Raw genomic sequence first — 19,568 nt, 5'->3', positions numbered from 1 at the left:
TTTTATTCCTTCCTTCTAATAGATTGCTTTAATAGATTTGCTACACCTTTAAATGTACTCAGTGAGGTTTCTTCAGAACATTCAATGTTTACCGTTTTGTTCTCAAGCGTTTCATAAACCCCATTCATAAACAAATCTTTACTTTTTGTAATTTGACCACCAAGAATGATCGCATCTGGTTTAAAACTTTTTATATATGGATTTAAAGCTTTTCCTATATATTCTCCAAACATTCGGAATGCCATCTTTGCCCTCTGGTCTTCATTTTTGCCCATAGCGGCTAATGTTTCCACTTCGTTGTCTGATGTACTAAGGCCTAATTCATTCGCCAGTTTTAAGATACCTCTTTTAGAAATATAGTCATCGACTATGGATTGCTTAAATGGTTGATTATAGATCCATCCATTTTCCGGTACATCTTGTCTGTCTTTTACCAATTTCCCATTTTCCATAAATGCCGATCCTGCCCCCGTACCAATCGTTAAAAAGATGGATTTGTTGTAACCTCCAGCCTTGCCGGATACATATTCTCCTAAAGCAAACAGGCTAGCATCATTATCAAAAACAATCTGAAACTCATTACTTGTCTTTGAATGAAAAGAACTCTCTTGTTTAAGACGATTTATTAATAGATCACGAAGGTTCACTTCGTATATCTCTTCAAATTTATCGATACCTTTGATGTAACTTATCCCGCTTTCATAATCAAATGGACCTGGAAATGCATAGCCAACTCCAGTTATTTCGAAGTCTTTATCCAAAATTCCATTTGTTTGCTGCTTAATGATGAACACCAAATGTTCAATGATACCTTCTTTAGTCTCTTTTGATTTCGAGGGGAAGATGGCATACGAGTTAGGAACTATTTCCCCATCGTCGTTTAAAACAGCTGATTTTATAAACAATCCTCCGACATCAAATGCGATCGAATATTTATTCATTACAACTCTTCACATCCCTTTTTGGCAAAATACCCTTTTTATATTGGATCATTCAATATTTAATTTTAGTATAAATCTTGTTCTCTCCTTAATCTTTTGAGAAACCAGTCATATTTTTATAAAATCGAGACATTCGTGATACACTCGTGGAGAAATATGCTACTATCAAAGCGGGAACATTAATGTGGTTCATCATTATTTTGAAAGGGGAAGACAGCCATGGAATGGACTGATTTGTTTATAGATGGTTCAATTGCTCTTAATCAGGAATCTATTCAAGTCAACGGAAGTGATGTTTCCATTCTAATTCACTATTGGGGTGCTCAACCCGATCATTACAATAACAAGCCACATCAACATTCTTATTTTGAACTGTGTTATATTGTCAACGGTGAAGGTGAGTATATGGATGATGGACATTCATTTCATATAACGAGTGGGTCCCTTTTCCTTTCCCGCCCCTTCGTTAAACACCAAATTTTAAGCGAAACTGGATTGGAAATTATTTTTGTTGGATTTGAAATTATAAAAACAAAATCAACAAAGAAATTAATAGAACTTTTCACTAATCTAGAAAAAACGAAAAAATTCATTATTAATAATGCTAGCCAATCTCCCGTTGTAAAACTATGGACTTCGATCCTCGTTATGGCCTGTGATTTTCACCTATTGTTCAACGACTGCTTTCAAGGCTTATGTTCTTCTTTCTATTCAAGTATTGTTGGTTTATTTAATGAACAACAAATTAAATACAAAAAGAATAAAGAAATTCGTATTTATTCGTCCTTAGTATATCAAGCGAAGCTATACATCCATGACAACCTATCTCAATCATTGAAAATGAGCGATGTAGCGGATTTTATTCACATTTCAGAAAGACACTTATCACGTATTTTCCAGGATGAATTAGGCCAATCGTTTTCAAATTATATTAAAAGAGAGAGAATGAGAAAAGCCAGCATCCTCCTCTCAGATACCGACCTTACCCTCAAAGAAATTTCAGAAATGTCAGGTTTTAAAACAGTTCACTATTTTACCACTGTTTTTTCAGCAGAAATGGGAATGCCACCTGGGGAGTTCAAGAGAAAGCTCAACCAACAAACGCTATTAGTACCAGAAAACTGAGACTTATTTACAGAGCGCTTCTATAAACTGATCAAGAATCTGAATAGCGTTTTTTTGTTTTCAACCAGCAAATCAAAGTACTTTGGGGATATACGTATTCGACTTGTTTTATATATTAATCTTATAAAAAAATCGACAAGTGGTAGTGTGCCCTTCAAGTAGACACTCAAAAAAAACCGATGTTATCATGAGGAACGAGTGAAACTTGGAGGGGTGTTAGGAATTGATGATTTTGCTATCCTTGAAGGTCATACCTGCAATACGGGGTTGCATGATTTGCGTGGTGACTCTTTGCTGTACATCATTCTAGGCAGGACATCGAAAGAATTACTTGCTTATTATGAGAATCATCCTGCGATGGGTCTGCTTAATCCGGTTGCCGTAGTTATGGATTTAGCGCATTTTTCCCGCAGTAGGGGCAACTTGGAAGCACGAACATGGGAGTCACCTTCAGAAATATTGAATCGTTCGCTTCATTTGGAATGAGTTTACTTACACGAAACTATGGTAGACCTAAAAATAATTTCGGAGCCAAGGATATCTATGAGCGTGATTTCGTTACCCTCTTTGTCCGTTCCAATCGGATCGTGCAGAAATACATCTTTACGTGTTTTCTTGAGCGAACGCAGGTGCATCAGAATTTCGTTTTCGATACAACGGGCAGCAAAAGTGGCTAGCATTGTCCCTTTGTTCGGGCGATAACTTTCGATAGCTTTAATCAGGCCGATGGTGCCGATGGAGATCAGATCCTCCATATCTTCCCCAGTATTATCGAATTTTTTGAGGTTATGGACACGATGTGATGTAAAAAAAAAATAAACCAATTACAGCTTTACTATTATCAATAACAATTAATTGATCAATCAACTCTAAGTGAGATTATTCATACTTGTTAAATTGCGTCTAACAATATCCTCGGTTTCAATATGATAGCCACCGTTTTTCACACGTAGAGCAATACATTCAATATTTAGCCGAACATCTGCTAGTCCCACATAAAACACAATAATTTCAAAGCCTTATTCCTTTGTATCCCTCATCTGCCTTATAACGTTACCACCCGCTAAAGTGGTTTCCACAATGAAATCCCACTTATTCCAGATATACTACCTGGCTATTCTTATGGCTTCTTTCCCAGCAGATAATTTACTCTTTTCAGGATGCCCATTATTGATCTTGCGGGCTAGTGCATCTGGAATCATCAGCGATTCTGCTTCATGCCATTCTCCCATATAGAATTCTTCCACTTTCATGAAATGAAAAACATAATATTCTCCGTTAATTATTAGCTGTTCCTCTTCTTTTTGATTTCGTGAAATTCAAGGTTTTTGATGATGCAGCCGGATGATGATACTCAATATCCTACGGCCCCTAAAACCTACCATATAACGTTATCTATTTAACAAAATATTTTACATATACATTACACGTAATAATTAAAAAAGCCTTTTTCTCCTTTTTATAAACTCAAAATATATTAAATTCATAATATTTATTGACTAGAACAAATACTAGTGTTATATTTCCTAACATTAAATAATAAAATACATAAAGGAAAAGGAGATTACGCACATGAATAAGTTCAAACGTCTACGTGAAACTAAAAGAGATCATTCTGGTTCCACCCGATCTGAATATTCACCAGAAAAAAAAAATTGGAGTAAAAAGCAATTTATAGCTACTTCAATTGTGTTATCTGTTATTGCTACGAGTGTAATTCCGTTCCAAACAGCTGATGCTTTAACTAGAGTTACTTCAGAAAGTGGCACAGTATGGGAGATTCACGATGTTTTTGCTCCTAGCTTAGACACAGGAAGTTTACGTACAGTTGGTGCTACACAAGTACAAGGTTTCGGCAATATCTTTGTTAAAGTGTCCTCGCCTTCAGCTCCACTGATGAATGGTCAAATGATGCGTGGGTTTGACTTGAAATACGATGGCGTTAATAAGTTTACTTCGGCTCAATCTGTAAATCTAGGAAATGTAACTGTAACACGTGAGGTGTATGTGGATACTATTCATAATCGAACGAGATTCTTTGATACATTCACTAATAAAAATGATGTCGCTATAAAAGTTGATGTATCATTCGGTGGCTCTTTAGGATATGGTACAACAACAAATGCTTCAGTAGTTAAGGCAACCTACTCAGGCGATCTAAAGGTAACAACAGATGATTCATGGATTGTTGTTGATAGCAGTGCCAGAAACAATAAGCCACTAGGCGTTGCAGTGGGATCACCAAAACCGTTTGATAATGGATTAACAGGTCTAGGGAATCAGCAACAGGATCCATTCACAGTACCCTTAGCTGAGTATGGAAATGAAGCGAATTTCTATGGGTTCATTAATTCACTAAATATTGGGCCGGGCGAATCGAAGTCCCTAGTAAATTATGTACAAGTTGGAGAAGCTGGTGAAGAAGGGTTGAAAAATCTGGTTGCTATGCTAGATGGACTTAATAGTCTGCTGGATGTAACAGGATTAACAAACGCACAAATTCGTTCAATTAGCAACTGGGATATATCTGCTATAGAGGGACTTGATACTGGAGATCATCTGGATATTCCAAATGCTCCTGCGGCCAAAGAATTAATAACTTCATCGCCGTATGATGTTAAGAATAAATCAATTGCAGAAATGCAGAAGGATATGATTAATGGTAAAACTACTTCTGTACAAATTACTCAAGCCTATTTAGATAGAATTAAGGTATACGATGAGGGACAATTGGGATTCCATGCATTCCTGCATGTATCTGAAACTGCGCTTAACCAAGCAAAAGCTGCTGACGATGCCCGTGCACAAGGTGTAAAAGGTGATTTATTGGGTATTCCAATTGCGATAAAAGATATTTATGACACAAAGGATATGCCTACTACAGGTGGCAGTAAAGCTCTTGAAGGCTGGCAGCCTGATTCCGATGCATTCCAAGTGAAAAAGCTGCGGGAAGCTGGAGCTGTAATTATTGGTAAAGTAAATACTTCTGAGTTTGCTAACAGCGGAAGCTTTAGTGAGAGCGGCTGGCAGCAAACATGGAATGCACTCTATCCATCAAAAACATCTTTTGGCTCAAGCGGCGGGTCTGCAGTATCTGTTGCAGCTGATTTTGCAGCAGCAGCAATGGGATCGCAAACAGGGGTATCTCTCTATGCACCAACTACAGGCGCTAGCTTAAAAAGCTTCCGGGGTACAGACGGTATGGCAAGTACTACAGGAGTACTTCCACTCACTTGGGGACAAGATTATGCAGGTCCCATTGCTAAAACAGTAACTGACCTAGCTATTATATTGAATACTACAACGGGTACGGACCCACAAGATATTTTCACAGTCACTGCTGATGCAGATCATAAACGTCCAGTGGATTGGAAGGAATCTCTGGATGCTAATGCATTGAAAGGAAAGAAAATTGGATATATTCCTGCATCCTTTGTATCTGCATATGCTGATGATGATACTGGACGGGCAGTGATGGATAAGTTCTCAGAGCTTCAAGCAGCGGGGGCGACAATGGTTGAAATGTCAGCTGTACCATCAGGCCCTAGTCGTCCTTCAGGTATTAATGGATCTACTGAAGGTTGGGCACGTTATATTGAGCTTCATAAGGACTTCCCTTATATTGATGGAGCAAGTGTACTAGCTTCAGATAAGGTGCTTATCTATAATCAAAGAGGATATAGTACTCCAACTCGTATGACTGAACAAGCTGTACAAGATTACATTAAGTATAGAACCGACTATAAGGAAGTTATTAAAAACTGGATGGACGCGAATAGCGTTGATGCTGTTGTTTATGCAGGTTTTATTAGTGACGTATATAACAATGACGCATCAGCTTCTCAATTAAGTTCTGACCGTAACACGGGCGTATTAACCTCTAATGTGGGTCTCCCTACGGTAGTTGTTCCTGTAGGAACGAATGACAGCGGATATTCTATTTCTATGCAACTGGTTGGTAGAGCATGGGACGATGCAAAAATTTTAGGCATGGGCTACGCTCTTGAGCAACAAAGTCAAGCTAGACTACTTACAACATTTGCTCCAGCACTTCAATATGTTTCAAACTCTACTAATCCTAATCCAAACACAGATAATGGACCAACCAATCCAAATACTGGAGGAGGTACACCTCCAGCAGTAACAACGCCTATAGAAACAACGGCACCTGCAGAAACAATAACACCAGCAGATAAGCCGAAAGTTGTTAGTTTTGTAGATACAATGAATCATTGGGCAAAAGCAAGCATTGACGCACTAATTGCTAAGGGATTATTGACCGGTTATTCCGATGGAACATTCCGTCCAAATTCAGGTTTGACTCGTGCCGAAGCAATTAAAGTAATTGCAACTTACATGGGACTTGAAGGACAAGAAAGTAACTTTATAGATGTATCTCCAACTCATTGGGCGAATAAGTTTATTGGTGCAGCTGCTGGATCAGGCTTGATGAACGGATATAGTGACGGAAGATTCCGTCCAGATGAGAAGATTAGTCGTGGTGAATTAGCGGCACTAATCACTCGAGCTTTTAAGCTAACAGGTACTGGAAACACATCATTCAAAGATGTTACAAGAAATGCATGGTATTATGATTCCATTGATGCACTCGCATCCAATAATATTATTACAGGATACGCAGACAGTACATTTAAGCCTGAAAAAGACATTACTAGAGCAGAGTTTGCAGCAATTGTTTCCAGATTACTAGGAACTATTAATTAAAAGAAATTCAATTAAAAATGACAGAGTACTGGAGTAACCACGTTTACAGGAAGGGCCATCCCGAAAGGGATGGCCTTATAACTTGCCGTTACAGATAGTGCGATGAACCGTATCATAAGTAGGGCGAACCCTATCCATACAAAAAACGACTCATCCGTAGACAAGTCGCTTTTCAAGTTTTATTATTAATGGATTATTACTGTGTAATTGTCATCAGTCTTACCGCTTCGCCTTATAAAACTCATGATACAGCTTCATGAGTGCCCTCTTCTCAATCCGCGAAACATAACTCCGCGAAATCCCAAGCTCCTTGGCAATTTCCCGCTGCGTTCGCTCTTCCCCGCCTGTATCCAATCCAAAACGACCCACCACAACTTCCTTCTCCCGGTCATCCAGAATATCAAGGTTGCGATATATCTTGCTCTTCTCAATCTTAAGATCGACCTCTTTAATGACATCATCAGCCTCGGAGCCAAGGATATCGATCAAAGTAATTTCATTACCTTCCTTGTCTGTCCCAATCGGATCGTGCAGAGATACATCTTTACGAGTCTTCTTCAACGATCTAAGATGCATCAGAATTTCGTTTTCGATACATTGGGCAGCAAAAGTGGCTAGCTTTGTGCCTTTGTTCGGGCGATAGCTCTCGATGGCTTTAATCAGGCCGATCGTGCCGATGGAGATGAGATCCTCCATGTCTTCCTCAGTATTATCGAATTTTTTGACGTTGTGGACACGATACGATGTAATACTAGAAATGGACAGAATTATGCATGTCTCTGGGCAAGCAAACAATTAAATAGCCACGTGGAGTTCTTACGCTCCTATGTGGCCTTTCACTTAACTATCTTGAATTTTCTTCTTCAATTACAATATTTCTACTACTATCTTCCCAATCATATATTTTTCCAAACATTACCTCCATTCCGCAAGTTGTACAACTAAATAGATATCTTGATTGTATTGAATTTTCTTCTCCCTTACTAATATCACAAATAGTTACTCTAATTTGGGAGTGATCCCAGTCTGATTGACTACAACAGTTACAAACCAGTTCCTTTCCCCATATTTTAATAGTAGCCATGTTACCTCCTAAAAACTAATATTCTTAGCCGATTGATCTTAATAATACTGTATAAAAGTGAGGTTTGGTATTTGCACTCTCGTATGTCATAAGCCAATTATCAACATTTCTTTTAACCTCATCTGTAATATTACAACGAAAAAGTCCCTTAACTACAGAGAAAAACTCAGGGCATCTTTCACCGCCTTTTCGTCCCCCTGCTGCGTCACTTTCTCTTGACGTACCCCGGTACGCCTGCGAAAAAGTTTCTGGCTTGGAACTAAATTCGGCAAAATCTGCTCCTTTAGGAGTTCTAAGACACACCCTAATCGAACTTGACCCTTTCGACAGTATTCGCGGGATTCCTGCACCGTAGAGAACTGGACTCGTCTCATCTCTTGGTATTGAACCACTCTACAAGAATCGCAGCCGTATCATGGGGCTGAAATACCGGAAAATAATGACCATAGGGTACATCTACGCATTTAACCTGTGGATCGATTTCCTCAGGATAGTGGTAATCCTCATCTTCCTTGCCCCAGACCACTACTGTGCTCTTCGCCTGATCAGCTTTACTCCACGTCCCCATCGATAACTTGTCTTGGACTCCTTTGACCTTCCCGGTATGAATCCAGCGTAACAAATCGGTATGCGCACCCGCAATGCGTGGAGATTGCATACTGGACCTCACCTTTTCTGCAAATCTTCTAATTACACGGTGATCCGTGTCACGGTTTGATTGAAGCATGCGATTCCAGCCAGCTTCGGATCGCCCGGCCAGAAGGGTACGCACGAAACCTCTTGGCATACGGGAAGCCATACGCAGAGCTTTCTGGTTAGAATTATGACCTGCGGGCTGCAATAAACCAAGCTGAATATCGGTGCGTCCGCTCCTGATTGCCGCCGTAGCTGCAATTGCGCCCCCAACAGAGTGACCGATCAGCTTCATCGGGCCTTCCAACTCGCGAAGTGCGGTGAGTAGTTCATGCACCTGGCCTTCAAACGCTTCACTCTTCTGATGAACAGGTGACCGACCGAATCCGGCCAGATCGACAAGCCATACCGGGTTTCCTGTCAGTTCCCGAATCCGTTCTCCCAAAGGTAACATCTCATCGGCACAACTAAGCAAACCATGTACGATGATCCACGACTCTCCTTCACCATCCCAACCAAGTGCAGCCAAATTTCCGATCCGTGATCGAGTACAACCGGCTGGATAAGTCCCAGATGATGCATGACGGAGACGATAATCCAAGTCGGCTGTCACAAATGGAAGCTGTTCCCTGATATCAGGCCAGGATTGTCCCATACGTGTGAACAGAGCCTCCGTCTCTTCCACCGGAAATGTTCTGTTGGTAATAAAAGAAACCGATTCTGCTGGAACACCGCTGATCCGCGTACCGCCTGATTTCATCGCCCATTGAACCCATGTCAGTGGTACAGCCCATTTGGGCTTTGGAACATCCATTTGCTGTGACAGAAGATGCAGTAATTCCTTCATGCTAGGACTATCTTCTTTGCGCGCCAAAAGTGGATACGTTCCTCCCACTGGAGCTGTTTCTTTGGATAAAAAGACAAGGGTCTTTGCAACCACATCATTCTCCACAAGCGGCAACCAATACGATGAACCTCCCGGTACAACAGGCATGAATCGTTTCTGAATCGCCTGAATGAGCAGTCCGATACCACCCGTTTGCTCGGTTTCACCCGTGGGTCGCGGTCCCACGACTGTACTTGGATTGACAACAGACAACGGATACTGATTCGCCTCTGCATGTTCACGGATATACAGATCAGCGTGAAATTTCATTTCTTCATATGCACTTTCATGATTTTCTAGTTTGTTGACCTGAATGTGCTCCCCTTTTTCGTTCCGTTGTCCATACGGGCTCATAAATCCAACAATATGGATAAAGTGTCTCAGTCCGCGTGTACGATGGATCTCGCCAGCCAGTTCCGCCACTTCCTTCGCGCCGTTCATAAAAATTTGTTCTGCTTCTTTACGCTCCAGAGTAACATCCATCGTGCCGCCAGCATGAATGATGACGTCTGCTTCGAGAACAAGCTGCCGATCAGTCAATACAAGGCCGAGACCTGGTTTGGACAAATCGCCGTGGATAAATGTAATTCGGTCGAAGTTCTTCACTCCGTAAGCTTGCAGCACAACTCTGGCTCTTGGTTCGGAGCGAACAAGCAACAACAATTTTGTGTCCCCAGCCGCGAGTTGTTTTACTGTTTCCTTACCGATAAAGCCTGTACTGCCTGTCATGAAAATGATTACTGGTTCAATTGCCCTCTTGTTAATAACCTGCTTTATGTCCCTAGTGTGCTCCGTATTTGTTTCACGAGTAGTATGAACATTCATTGTGTATTCGCCCCTTTTAGTACTATAAAGTACTAATAATATTCAAAAAAAGAGCTTCGTTTACCGAAGCATCTGACAAAAAGTACGTGCTGATTGTTCAATAATTCCTGTATCACGCGCGGTCTCCGCAAGCACAAGGGAACCTTCCATTGCCGCAATAAATAATGCTGCTGCTGGCCCCGGCTCGATTCCTTTACGAAACTCCCCGCCATCCAGCCCCTGTTGGAACAATTTCTCCATCATCGGCTGCAACTCACGAAAGAAACGGGATATGCTTTCTTTTACTTCCGGTGCACTGGCTGGTGTCTGCATATACAGTGTAATAAACGGACAACTTCCTTCATAATCCCGACCCTCTATGCCTGCAGACAGTAACGCCATAAACGAATAGATGCGTTCAGTTACCTCTCGTTCACGCTGACTGAGCAGCAGGTAAAGATTTGATTCATACTGGGCGATCCAGTACTGCACCACAGCCTGAAGTAATTCCTCCTTGTTTTTAAAATGGTAATAAATATTCGACTTGGATACTCCGCTAACCCGTACTACCTCATCCATACTAACGTAGCTGTACCCCTGACGCAGAAATAACTGTGCAGCCACTTCAACTGCCTTGGTCCGGTTAACCGGATTGGAACTCTTAGATTTAGCAGATCCATTGTTCAATTTTTTATTTGTCATAGATAGAACTATATAGTACTAATCAAATAAAAACAAGTTTTTTGTTAATCAAAAGATCCTCTCTCACCTCAACTCCCTCCTACTTGTCCGCATATAGTATTAACGCTGTGTTAAATACGTCATGGAATTATTAAACCGCTTCGGGTTATCCACATTCCAGAGATATTCACGAGGTTATTGGATCTGATCGGCAGATTCATCCTCTTTAATCAAAAGCGACTAGGGCGTGTTAGTGACTCAAAAATATATTTTCATCATATCCATATTATTACTACATCATTTCAACTCTTGTAGAAATAAGTCTTGCGACAATTATTACTACTCTTTTTTTTGCTAGCGATCATTTTAGAGTTATCTATTTAGAAGCTTATTCCTACATTCAAAACATATATTAAATCTTGTCATCATTTAAAGTATTCTTCTGAACACCAATTTATCTTTATTTCTCTACTTTTTTCATGAATTTTTATTAACTGATTTAGAACAAAAATTCGTTGAACTATATCTTCAGCTATAAAAAACTGCCTCTTAAAATAATTAAGTTGCTTCTGATATGGACCTTGATGCTTTTCATTGTTCTCATATACATGTAACAATTGAATATGGAGATCATATATTTCTTTGTATGTCATAAAACAACCCTCAGCAGTTACAAAGTTAATTTTCTGAATATGCTTTTTTATGTTCATTTAGCCCAACTAATTAATTAACAAAAAAGCAACTCCCCTGTTGGAAAGTCGCTTCTAAAATACTCTATAGTGAATCTTTAGTTATTATCTTAGATCCTACCGCTTCGCCTTATAAAACTCATGATACAACTTCATCAGCGCCCTTTTCTCTATCCGCGAAACATAACTCCGCGAGATCCCTAACTCCTTAGCAATTTCCCGCTGTGTCCTCTCTTCTCCACCTGTATCCAATCCAAACCGCCCCACGACAACTTCCTTTTCCCGATCATCCAGTATATCGAGATTACGATAAATCTTACTCTTCTCGATCTTAAGATCCACTTCTTTAATGACATCATCCGCCTCGGAGCCAAGGATATCGATAAGTGTAATTTCATTACCTTCCTTGTCTGTCCCAATTGGATCGTGCAGGGACACGTCTTTCCGCGTTTTCTTCAATGATCTTAAATGCATCAGAATTTCATTTTCAATACAACGAGCCGCAAATGTGGCCAGTTTTGTCCCTTTGTTCGGGCGGTAGCTCTCGATAGCTTTAATCAAGCCGATGGTGCCGATGGAGATTAAATCCTCCATGTCTTCTCCGGTGTTATCGAATTTTTTGAGGTTCTGGACATGATACGATGTCATTTCAGGTAGTAGCCTTCGTTGTAAACCAAAGTTACAATAGAGTAGCTTCTGAATGATATTATGGATTTTACGAGGTTAAAGGATTGTTATTACCCATCTATATCGAGGATTTGTTTGGAGATTTGGGCTGCGAAAGTTGAGCTAATTATTTATTCCCAGGAATTTATTACCGATAATAGAATAGTGATACTTAGAATTATCAAAATACCAAGAATGGGAAGAGTTGAGAACAAATGAAGAGCGTACATAACGTGGATCGGCAAATAAAATGCAAGAAAGTAACGGCAATCCTTTTCGTGCTAATTCTGCTAGCCTGTGTCTTGCCGGGTCCGCAGTATGCGGGTGCGGAAGCTGCAGTAGGAACAACTAAAGACAAAATACGGCATGAGACACAATTTCTTTTTGCCGGAAATATGGATAAGATTACGGTCCGAACAGTCAAAACAAGCTTTGATACCGGGGAGCGTAAGGCGAACGAATATTATTTCACAGATCCTGCCTATTTACCTAAGCCAGCTAATGGAGATGATTTCGACTCCTTTATTAACAAAGCTTCCCTGGTTAATTCTCCCACTGGATTGAAGGCTTATGCAATTCTGGAACAGTATGGCGGTGCTGCAAAAGAAGTGGTTAGGACACTTTATGAGTATGACTATAACAGTTTCTCGCTCCGCAAGGTTGTTGAATCTAAATCTCCTATTATTCTGCATGAATACATAGGCCTGTATGTCATTTATACATATTTTGAGAAACCGAACCAGTATTATTCTCTGGCGGATAACAAGCTCATCTCTACAGGCGGCGAGGTGATCCGGCCGGAGGATGTGGAGAATAGCAATTATACCTTGTCTCCTCAGCCAAAGACGCAGGATTATACAGTCTTTTGTCCCAAGTCTGATCTCAAGGGTTGTTATTTAATGCAATATGGCGGGGGAAAAGGAGCAGCTGTCAAGGTGACGCTCAACCACCGCAAGGGGGATTCATCCGGTATGGACGGCGACAGAGTCATTACGGTAGACTCCACAAAAATTACGCTGCAGAGCAAGTTTATCAAATATTTATCCTATAAATGGAATATTAAAGGTACGGTTAACGGGAAGAGCAAAGTTCTCTTTGACAATACCGCCACGGACGCGCGGACGTATATATCTCCCAACCACAAATATTTGCTGCTGATTACTGATCAGGGCACTCTTAACGGATACTCATCATCTGTCGTGCATATTTACAATCTCAAGACGCTGGAACTGGTACGGAAATACGACTCCCAGTACAAATCGAATGTTACGGCTGTAACATGGGCTTCAGATGAAATTTTCATTATCGAGTATTATTTCTCTAATCCAAGTAAGTACCCGCCATCCTTCTACTACATCCCTGCGGGTATCAGCCTTCAGATCCCATACATGGATTACAGGGATTGGAAGGAGCATAAATCCTGGGACAATTTCACTTATGAGAAAATGATCTTTCCTGCTCTGCCAGTGGCTATCCGATCAGGGAATGCTATGGTGAATTATCAGAGCCAGCCTGCTTTTCTCCTAAAGGGACAATATTACGTTCCGCTCAAAGAGTTCGCCGCAGCATTTCATATTCAGTATGCCATAGGGGCCAAAGAGATTACATTCACCCGGGGCAGCCGCTCAGCTGCGGTAACGCTCCAGGGCAGCGGGATTGTACGTGCAGGCTTCAATGACTTTCTACCGCTGGGAAGCTGGAATAAAGCGCTGGGCCTGAAGGTAATTGATGGTCGTATTACACTCTCTGATGAGGAGCAGGCCAGTGGTTTGGGATTGAGCCAAGAGGTGTATGACCCGCAGGCCGTTGTAGTCAATGTGAATACTTCCGACCGGGTAGATGATATTGTACTAAATCCTAATAAGACATTGTCTCTGGTATTATGGAATTATACTTGAGCGTTCAATCTGGAGGTGTACGCCTCTTCAGATCTCAACACACTCATCACAGCGATCCCGCTGGAAGCTAAAAGTGGAGAAACCCTTACGTATACAACAGCAGTAATCCCTATGGATCGTACCGTGACAATAGTACTTCCGGATATTGGGACCGGTTTGTATAGATCGGTTACCTTATATCTACCGAAATCTGATATAGATACTTTTTAGTGCCTGAAGCTCCAAGCAGGGCGATTCTCAACTCCCCGAGTCCAATCGGCTTAAGGAGGAAATCGATATCGCCCTGGCCGAAGGCCTTACAGTGTTTTTAGTTTAATATAATAAAAACCACAAATAACCTGTAGGATTTAGACTTCGATTCCTCATCCCTACAGGCTATTATCTTAACTCACCGCTTAGCCTTATAAAACTCATGATAAAGCTTCATCAGCGCTCGCTTCTCTATCCGCGACACATAACTCCGCGAGATCCCAAGCTCCTTCGCAATCTCCCGCTGCGTCCGCTCTTCTCCACCTGTATCCAATCCAAACCTACCCACCACAACTTCTTTCTCTCGGTCATCCAGAATATCAAGATTACGATAAATCTTGCTCTTCTCGATCTTCAAATCCACTTCTTTAATAACATCATCCGCTTCCGAACCGAGGATATCAATGAGTGTAATTTCATTACCTTCTTTGTCAGTCCCAATCGGATCGTGCAGGGACACGTCTTTCCGCGTTTTCTTCAATGATCTTAAATGCATCAGGATTTCATTTTCAATACAACGTGCTGCAAATGTGGCCAGCTTTGTGCCTTTGTTTGGACGGTAACTCTCAATAGCTTTAATCAAGCCAATAGTTCCGATGGAGATCAGATCCTCCATGTCTTCCCCAGTATTATCGAATTTTTTCACTATATGAGCTACTAATCTCAAATTGTGCTCGATAAGCAAATTCCGGGCTTTTGCATCCCCTTCAGCCATCATGCCTAAGTATTTGCTTTCCTCCTGCTCCGAGAGCGGCTGTGGAAATGCGTTGTTCCTTACGTAAGATACCAGCAACGTCAGTTCTTTAATTAGCAACGCGATCGTACTTAAGAATCCAGGCAACTTGGCGACACCTCCCGCACTTGTACAATGAAACCGATCTGTTAGCCTTACGGGTTCATGGTCATCTTATTGTATGTGGGTAGATGCCTAGAAGTGCATGTACGGGGGAAATTGTACAAACCCATTGTTAGTCTCTCCGATTTAGCTTCATTAATGTCCTCATCCATCTGCTCCCAGTTCTGCTCAACGGAGTGACGCTAATTTGTCATGATAAAAAAGATGCAGTAAGATCCAGCATAAAAAACAACACAGCTGCCTTAGCAAACCGCTCCAACCTGCGTATTTCCGGGATATTAACACTTTAATAGAGCGTTTACTAGACCAGTTCCCAACTAGTTAGGAAGCACTTTTCATGTTGACTTTTCAACATATAGTGATTAAAATAAACAACGCACACTAAATATAGTATGCATATGATTTTCCAGTATTTATAGCTTATCTATTCTATCTTTACAGTAATATATACAGGGGGAGAGACTCCATGCTAGTCGCATACGATTCAAAAACCGGAAACGTCAAACGCTTCATTGGTAAGCTTAAGCTGCCAGCTGTGCAGATTGAAGAGCATATGACCATTGACGAGCCCTATGTGCTTATTACATATACCACCGGCTTTGGACAGATTCCAGAGAAGGTGTCTACTTTCTTGAAGAACAATTATTCCAATTTGAAAGGCATCGCCGCCAGCGGCAACAAGAACTGGGGCGAGCTGTTCGCGCATAGCGCAGACTTGATTGCAGATCGGTACAATGTACCAGTTATCGGTAAATTTGAGCTATCGGGCACATTTGGTGATGTGGAACGAATTAAACAGGAGGTGAGCCGAGTTGCGGCATATTGAACTAAACAACATGTTGATGAAGAGAGACGAAAGTGGTTTCTTTCAATTGGATAAAGACCTTGAGGCAGTAGCCGAATTTATGCGGGATGTAGAACGGCGGAGCCTGGTTTTTGCGAATACAAAAGCCAAGGTTGATTATATGATTGAACAGGATTTCTACGAAAATTTTTACGAACAGTACAGCTTGGCTGAGATTGAAGATGTCTACCAAATTACCCATTCTTACAACTTCAGCTTTCCATCCTATATGGCAGCTTCGAAGTTCTATACGGATTACGCTGTAAAAAGCAATGACCGCAAGCAATATCTGGAGCATTATCCGGACCGTGTGGCGGCAGTTTCCCTTCACCTAGGACGCGGGAATGCCGCTACTGCTGGCATGCTTGCCCGTTCGATGATGGAGCAGCGTCTGCAGCCAGCGACCCCAACCTTCTTAAATGCCGGCAAGAGTCGTCGCGGTGAGCTTGTCTCCTGCTTCCTTATCGAAATGGACGACTCGCTTAATTCGATCAACTATGTGCTCAACACCTGCATGCAGCTGTCGAAGATCGGCGGTGGCGTGGCTGTCAACCTGTCCAAGCTTCGTTCCCGCGGAGAGACAATCAAGGGTGTCGAGGATGCGGCTAAGGGCATTATACCTGTGCTCAAGCTGATGGAGGACGGCTTCTCCTATGCTGACCAGATGGGTCAACGTAAAGGTTCTGGAGCCGCCTACTACAATATTTTTGGATGGGATGTTCTTGAATTTCTCGACAGTAAGAAGATCAACGCCGACGAAAAAACAAGACTCAAAACCCTGTCCATCGGCCTGATCATTCCGAATCGCTTCTATAAGCTGGCGAAGGACAATGAACCGCTCCATGTATTTGCCCCTTACAGTGTGTACAAGGCTTATGGCACACATCTTGATGACATGGATTTGGATGAAATGTATGATAAGCTGCTAGCCGATCCACGTGTCAAAAAGAGAAAGGCCATGAGCGCACGGGATATGCTGACCAAAATCGCCATGATCCAGCTGGAATCTGGCTATCCATATATTATGAACAAGAGCAACGCCAATGAGGCTCATGCCCTGAAAAACGTCGGACAGATCAAAATGTCCAACCTCTGCACAGAAATCTTCCAGCTGCAGGAGACCTCAGAAATTGCTGACTACGGACAGGAAGATACCATCCGCCGTGATGTAAGCTGCAATCTGGCTTCCTTGAACATTGTCAACGTGATGGAGCATGGCAAAATCCGTGAATCGGTACATGAAGGCATGATCGCCTTGACTGCAGTCAGCGATATGACCAGCATCTCTAATGCCCCAGGCGTAGCCAAAGCTAACAAAGAGATGCACTCCGTCGGTCTCGGCGTCATGAATCTGCACGGCTATCTGGCCAAGAACAAGATCGCTTATGAAAGCGAACAGGCTCGCGATTTTGCCCGGACCTTCTTCATGACCATGAACTACCATTCACTGGAGAAAAGCATGGAGATCGCTGCTGCAACCGGCCGGTCTTTCCATGGATTTGAGGCTTCTGATTATGCTACAGGAGCTTATTTTGAGCGTTACCTGACTACGGATTACCGCCCTGTAACGCCAAGAGTACAAGAGTTGTTCGGAGATATTTTCATCCCATCCCCTACGGACTGGGAACAACTACGGGATGCAGTAAAAGCAAATGGCCTGTACCATGCTTACCGTTTAGCAATTGCGCCAACAGCCAGCATTTCCTATATTCAAAATGCTACTTCAAGCGTTATGCCTATTGTAGAGCAGATTGAGACACGGACTTATGCTAATTCGACGACTTACTATCCGATGCCGTACCTGCGTCCAGACAATGTATTTTTCTATAAATCGGCTTACCAAATGGATCAGTTCAAGGTGATCGATTTGATCGCGGAAATTCAGCCCCATATCGACCAGGGCATCTCGACCGTTCTGCATGTGAACAGTGATGTCTCAACCAGAGAACTGGCCCGTTCCTATCTGTACGCGGCGCATAAAGGCCTGAAGTCGCTGTATTACACCCGGACCAAAAAGCTGTCCGTCGAGGAATGCCTCACCTGCTCGATCTAACTGGAAGGCTATAGCCGCAGAAAAGGAGATTGCCATATTATGACCGCTATCCAAGCCGTTAACTGGAACCGTCCCGACGACGATTTCTCATTGATGTTCTGGAATCAGAACATTATGCAATTCTGGACGGACGATGAAATTCCATTATCCGATGATAAAATGTCCTGGCTCACGCTCAGTGAGCAAGAAAAGGACTCCTATATGAAGGTACTCGGCGGACTCACACTGCTGGATACGATTCAAGGCGGAGTAGGTATGCCGCAGATTATGGAGCATGTCGAAGGTCTTCAGCGCAAGGCTGTGCTTGGCTTTATGGGCATGATGGAACAGATTCACGCCAAATCGTACAGTAGCATTTTCACCACTTTGTCCTCCACAGAGGAGATTGACAGTGTGTTCCGCTGGGTTGAAGAGAACCCTTATCTGCAGTTCAAGGCAGAGACCATATCACAATATTACAAAAAAATAGATTCACCCAAAGATCTGTACCTTGCCATGGCAGCCTCAGTGCTGCTCGAGAGCTACTTGTTCTACAGTGGCTTCTTCTACCCGCTTTATCTAGCTGGCCAAGGCAAAATGACATGCAGCGGTGAGATCATCGACCTTATTCTGCGGGATGAGAGCATCCATGGCGTATATGTCGGTGTGCTGGCGCAGGAGATCTTTGACGGGCTACCAGATGACGAGCAGCGTGAGCTACACCAGAAGCTGGTAAACCTCCTTAGACTGCTACATGAGAATGAAGAACGTTATACCGAGCAGATCTACGCTCCCATCGGACTGGTGGACGAGGTCAAGACCTTCCTTAGATACAATGCTAACAAAGCCATGATGAATCTGGGGCATGATCCGCTATTCGACGAGGAAGAGATCAACCCGATTGTTCAGAATGGCATCAGTACCCACACCAAGCAGCATGATTTCTTCTCGAAAAAAGGTAACGGATACGTCCGGGCGCTTAACGTGGAACCGCTGAAAGATGAAGATTTTCAATTTTAAATATAGATAAAGCAAAAAAGTGCGGAGAAAATTCTCCGCACTTTTTGCTAACTGTAGGATTAGATTATTGCAAGCTTTTCAGGTATGTTCTAGCTTCTTCGTAGGTATCGTAAGCATCTGCAAAATCTCTACCAAAAATACGTTTCAATTGCATCTTCCAAATTGGGTTTTTAGTTACATAAGCCCATCCTGCTTGACCAGCTTCACTCGCCATAGCACCTGTAGGGGCTAGCATAGCTGCAACCTCAGGAGTAAGTACACTTTTAGAATCAGTTACATCAGTTGTTCCTGTAAATTTAGGTTTAACAAGCTTCATGATATTTTCAAAATCTTTCAGGTATCCTGGAACATCTTCAGCTGAAAAATCAATAGATACTACATCGATATGGTTCTCATTTTGGTTGTACTTAATTGTGTATGACATAATTATTTTTC

At 42.0% G+C, this 19,568-nt stretch carries 16 protein-coding genes and 1 pseudogene; 7 read left to right on the top strand and 10 right to left on the bottom strand.

Going from position 1 to position 19,568, the window contains the following annotated elements:
* Positions 1-2 precede the first annotated feature (2 nt).
* Positions 3-941 carry an ROK family protein gene (locus tag MKY99_RS07115; protein WP_339269562.1) on the bottom strand — a complete coding sequence of 313 codons (939 nt, stop codon included), beginning with the start codon at positions 939-941 and terminating at the stop codon, positions 3-5.
* Positions 942-1,160: 219 nt separating this feature from the next.
* On the opposite strand from MKY99_RS07115, the gene MKY99_RS07110 reads away from it, so the two are divergent.
* Positions 1,161-2,066: an AraC family transcriptional regulator gene (locus tag MKY99_RS07110; RefSeq protein WP_339269561.1), complete on the top strand. Its 906-nt coding sequence runs from the start codon at positions 1,161-1,163 to the stop codon at positions 2,064-2,066.
* Positions 2,067-2,264: 198 nt separating this feature from the next.
* A complete protein-coding gene (locus MKY99_RS07105; protein WP_339269559.1) occupies positions 2,265-2,552 on the top strand; it encodes a hypothetical protein in 288 nt (95 codons plus the stop codon).
* A 38-nt stretch (positions 2,553-2,590) separates the two neighbouring features.
* Here MKY99_RS07105 and MKY99_RS07100 read toward each other — a convergent pair.
* Positions 2,591-2,851, bottom strand: a pseudogene (locus MKY99_RS07100) (sigma factor); the annotation flags it as partial.
* A gap of 321 nt (positions 2,852-3,172) precedes the next feature.
* The gene (locus MKY99_RS07095; protein WP_339269557.1) at positions 3,173-3,319 is read right to left on the bottom strand and encodes a hypothetical protein; all 147 of its coding nucleotides are present in this window, start codon (positions 3,317-3,319) and stop codon (positions 3,173-3,175) included.
* 319 nt (positions 3,320-3,638) lie between these two features.
* On the opposite strand from MKY99_RS07095, the gene MKY99_RS07090 reads away from it, so the two are divergent.
* On the top strand, positions 3,639-6,791 hold the full coding sequence (locus tag MKY99_RS07090; RefSeq protein WP_339269555.1) for an amidase family protein: 3,153 nt from the start codon (positions 3,639-3,641) through the stop codon (positions 6,789-6,791).
* A 219-nt stretch (positions 6,792-7,010) separates the two neighbouring features.
* Here the strand turns inward: MKY99_RS07090 and sigK (MKY99_RS07085) are convergent, their stop codons facing one another.
* From sigK (MKY99_RS07085) to sigK (MKY99_RS07065), 5 genes are all read right to left on the bottom strand, one after another.
* Positions 7,011-7,562 (bottom strand): RNA polymerase sporulation sigma factor SigK, encoded by a 552-nt coding sequence (gene sigK / locus MKY99_RS07085; protein ID WP_339271529.1) that lies wholly within the window; start codon positions 7,560-7,562, stop codon positions 7,011-7,013.
* Positions 7,563-7,635: 73 nt separating this feature from the next.
* The gene (locus tag MKY99_RS07080) at positions 7,636-7,875 is read right to left on the bottom strand and encodes a hypothetical protein (RefSeq protein ID WP_339269553.1); all 240 of its coding nucleotides are present in this window, start codon (positions 7,873-7,875) and stop codon (positions 7,636-7,638) included.
* A 370-nt stretch (positions 7,876-8,245) separates the two neighbouring features.
* Positions 8,246-10,219, bottom strand: coding sequence for an alpha/beta fold hydrolase (locus MKY99_RS07075; RefSeq protein ID WP_339269551.1), 1,974 nt, complete (start codon positions 10,217-10,219; stop codon positions 8,246-8,248).
* 60 nt (positions 10,220-10,279) lie between these two features.
* Complete coding sequence (locus MKY99_RS07070; protein WP_339269549.1) at positions 10,280-10,900, bottom strand: TetR/AcrR family transcriptional regulator; 621 nt, start codon at positions 10,898-10,900, stop codon at positions 10,280-10,282.
* Between the two features lie 785 nt (positions 10,901-11,685).
* Positions 11,686-12,216 (bottom strand): RNA polymerase sporulation sigma factor SigK, encoded by a 531-nt coding sequence (gene sigK, locus MKY99_RS07065; protein WP_339269547.1) that lies wholly within the window; start codon positions 12,214-12,216, stop codon positions 11,686-11,688.
* Between the two features lie 233 nt (positions 12,217-12,449).
* Between sigK (MKY99_RS07065) and MKY99_RS07060 the strand changes: the two genes are divergently transcribed.
* Positions 12,450-14,132, top strand: a complete 1,683-nt coding sequence (locus MKY99_RS07060) for a hypothetical protein (RefSeq protein ID WP_339269544.1) — start codon at positions 12,450-12,452, stop codon at positions 14,130-14,132.
* A 388-nt stretch (positions 14,133-14,520) separates the two neighbouring features.
* Here the strand turns inward: MKY99_RS07060 and sigK (MKY99_RS07055) are convergent, their stop codons facing one another.
* The gene (gene sigK, locus MKY99_RS07055) at positions 14,521-15,222 is read right to left on the bottom strand and encodes an RNA polymerase sporulation sigma factor SigK (protein ID WP_042125228.1); all 702 of its coding nucleotides are present in this window, start codon (positions 15,220-15,222) and stop codon (positions 14,521-14,523) included.
* 481 nt (positions 15,223-15,703) lie between these two features.
* Between sigK (MKY99_RS07055) and nrdI the strand changes: the two genes are divergently transcribed.
* The 3 genes from nrdI to nrdF are packed head-to-tail and all read left to right on the top strand — an operon-like array spanning position 15,704 to position 19,133.
* Positions 15,704-16,063 (top strand): class Ib ribonucleoside-diphosphate reductase assembly flavoprotein NrdI, encoded by a 360-nt coding sequence (gene nrdI, locus MKY99_RS07050; RefSeq protein WP_042185827.1) that lies wholly within the window; start codon positions 15,704-15,706, stop codon positions 16,061-16,063.
* Positions 16,050-18,134 (top strand): class 1b ribonucleoside-diphosphate reductase subunit alpha, encoded by a 2,085-nt coding sequence (nrdE, locus tag MKY99_RS07045; RefSeq protein WP_339269542.1) that lies wholly within the window; start codon positions 16,050-16,052, stop codon positions 18,132-18,134. Before nrdI ends, nrdE begins: the two co-directional genes overlap by 14 nt.
* A 39-nt stretch (positions 18,135-18,173) precedes the next feature.
* Complete coding sequence (nrdF, locus tag MKY99_RS07040; protein ID WP_339269540.1) at positions 18,174-19,133, top strand: class 1b ribonucleoside-diphosphate reductase subunit beta; 960 nt, start codon at positions 18,174-18,176, stop codon at positions 19,131-19,133.
* A 64-nt stretch (positions 19,134-19,197) separates the two neighbouring features.
* On the opposite strand, the gene MKY99_RS07035 is transcribed toward nrdF, so the two are convergent.
* Positions 19,198-19,557, bottom strand: coding sequence for a hypothetical protein (locus tag MKY99_RS07035; protein WP_042185820.1), 360 nt, complete (start codon positions 19,555-19,557; stop codon positions 19,198-19,200).
* Positions 19,558-19,568: the final 11 nt, after the last annotated feature.

Source organism: Paenibacillus sp. FSL R5-0470 (assembly GCF_037975205.1).
GTDB lineage: Bacteria > Bacillota > Bacilli > Paenibacillales > Paenibacillaceae > Paenibacillus_AQ.
This window is presented reverse-complemented; position numbering and strand designations above follow the sequence as displayed.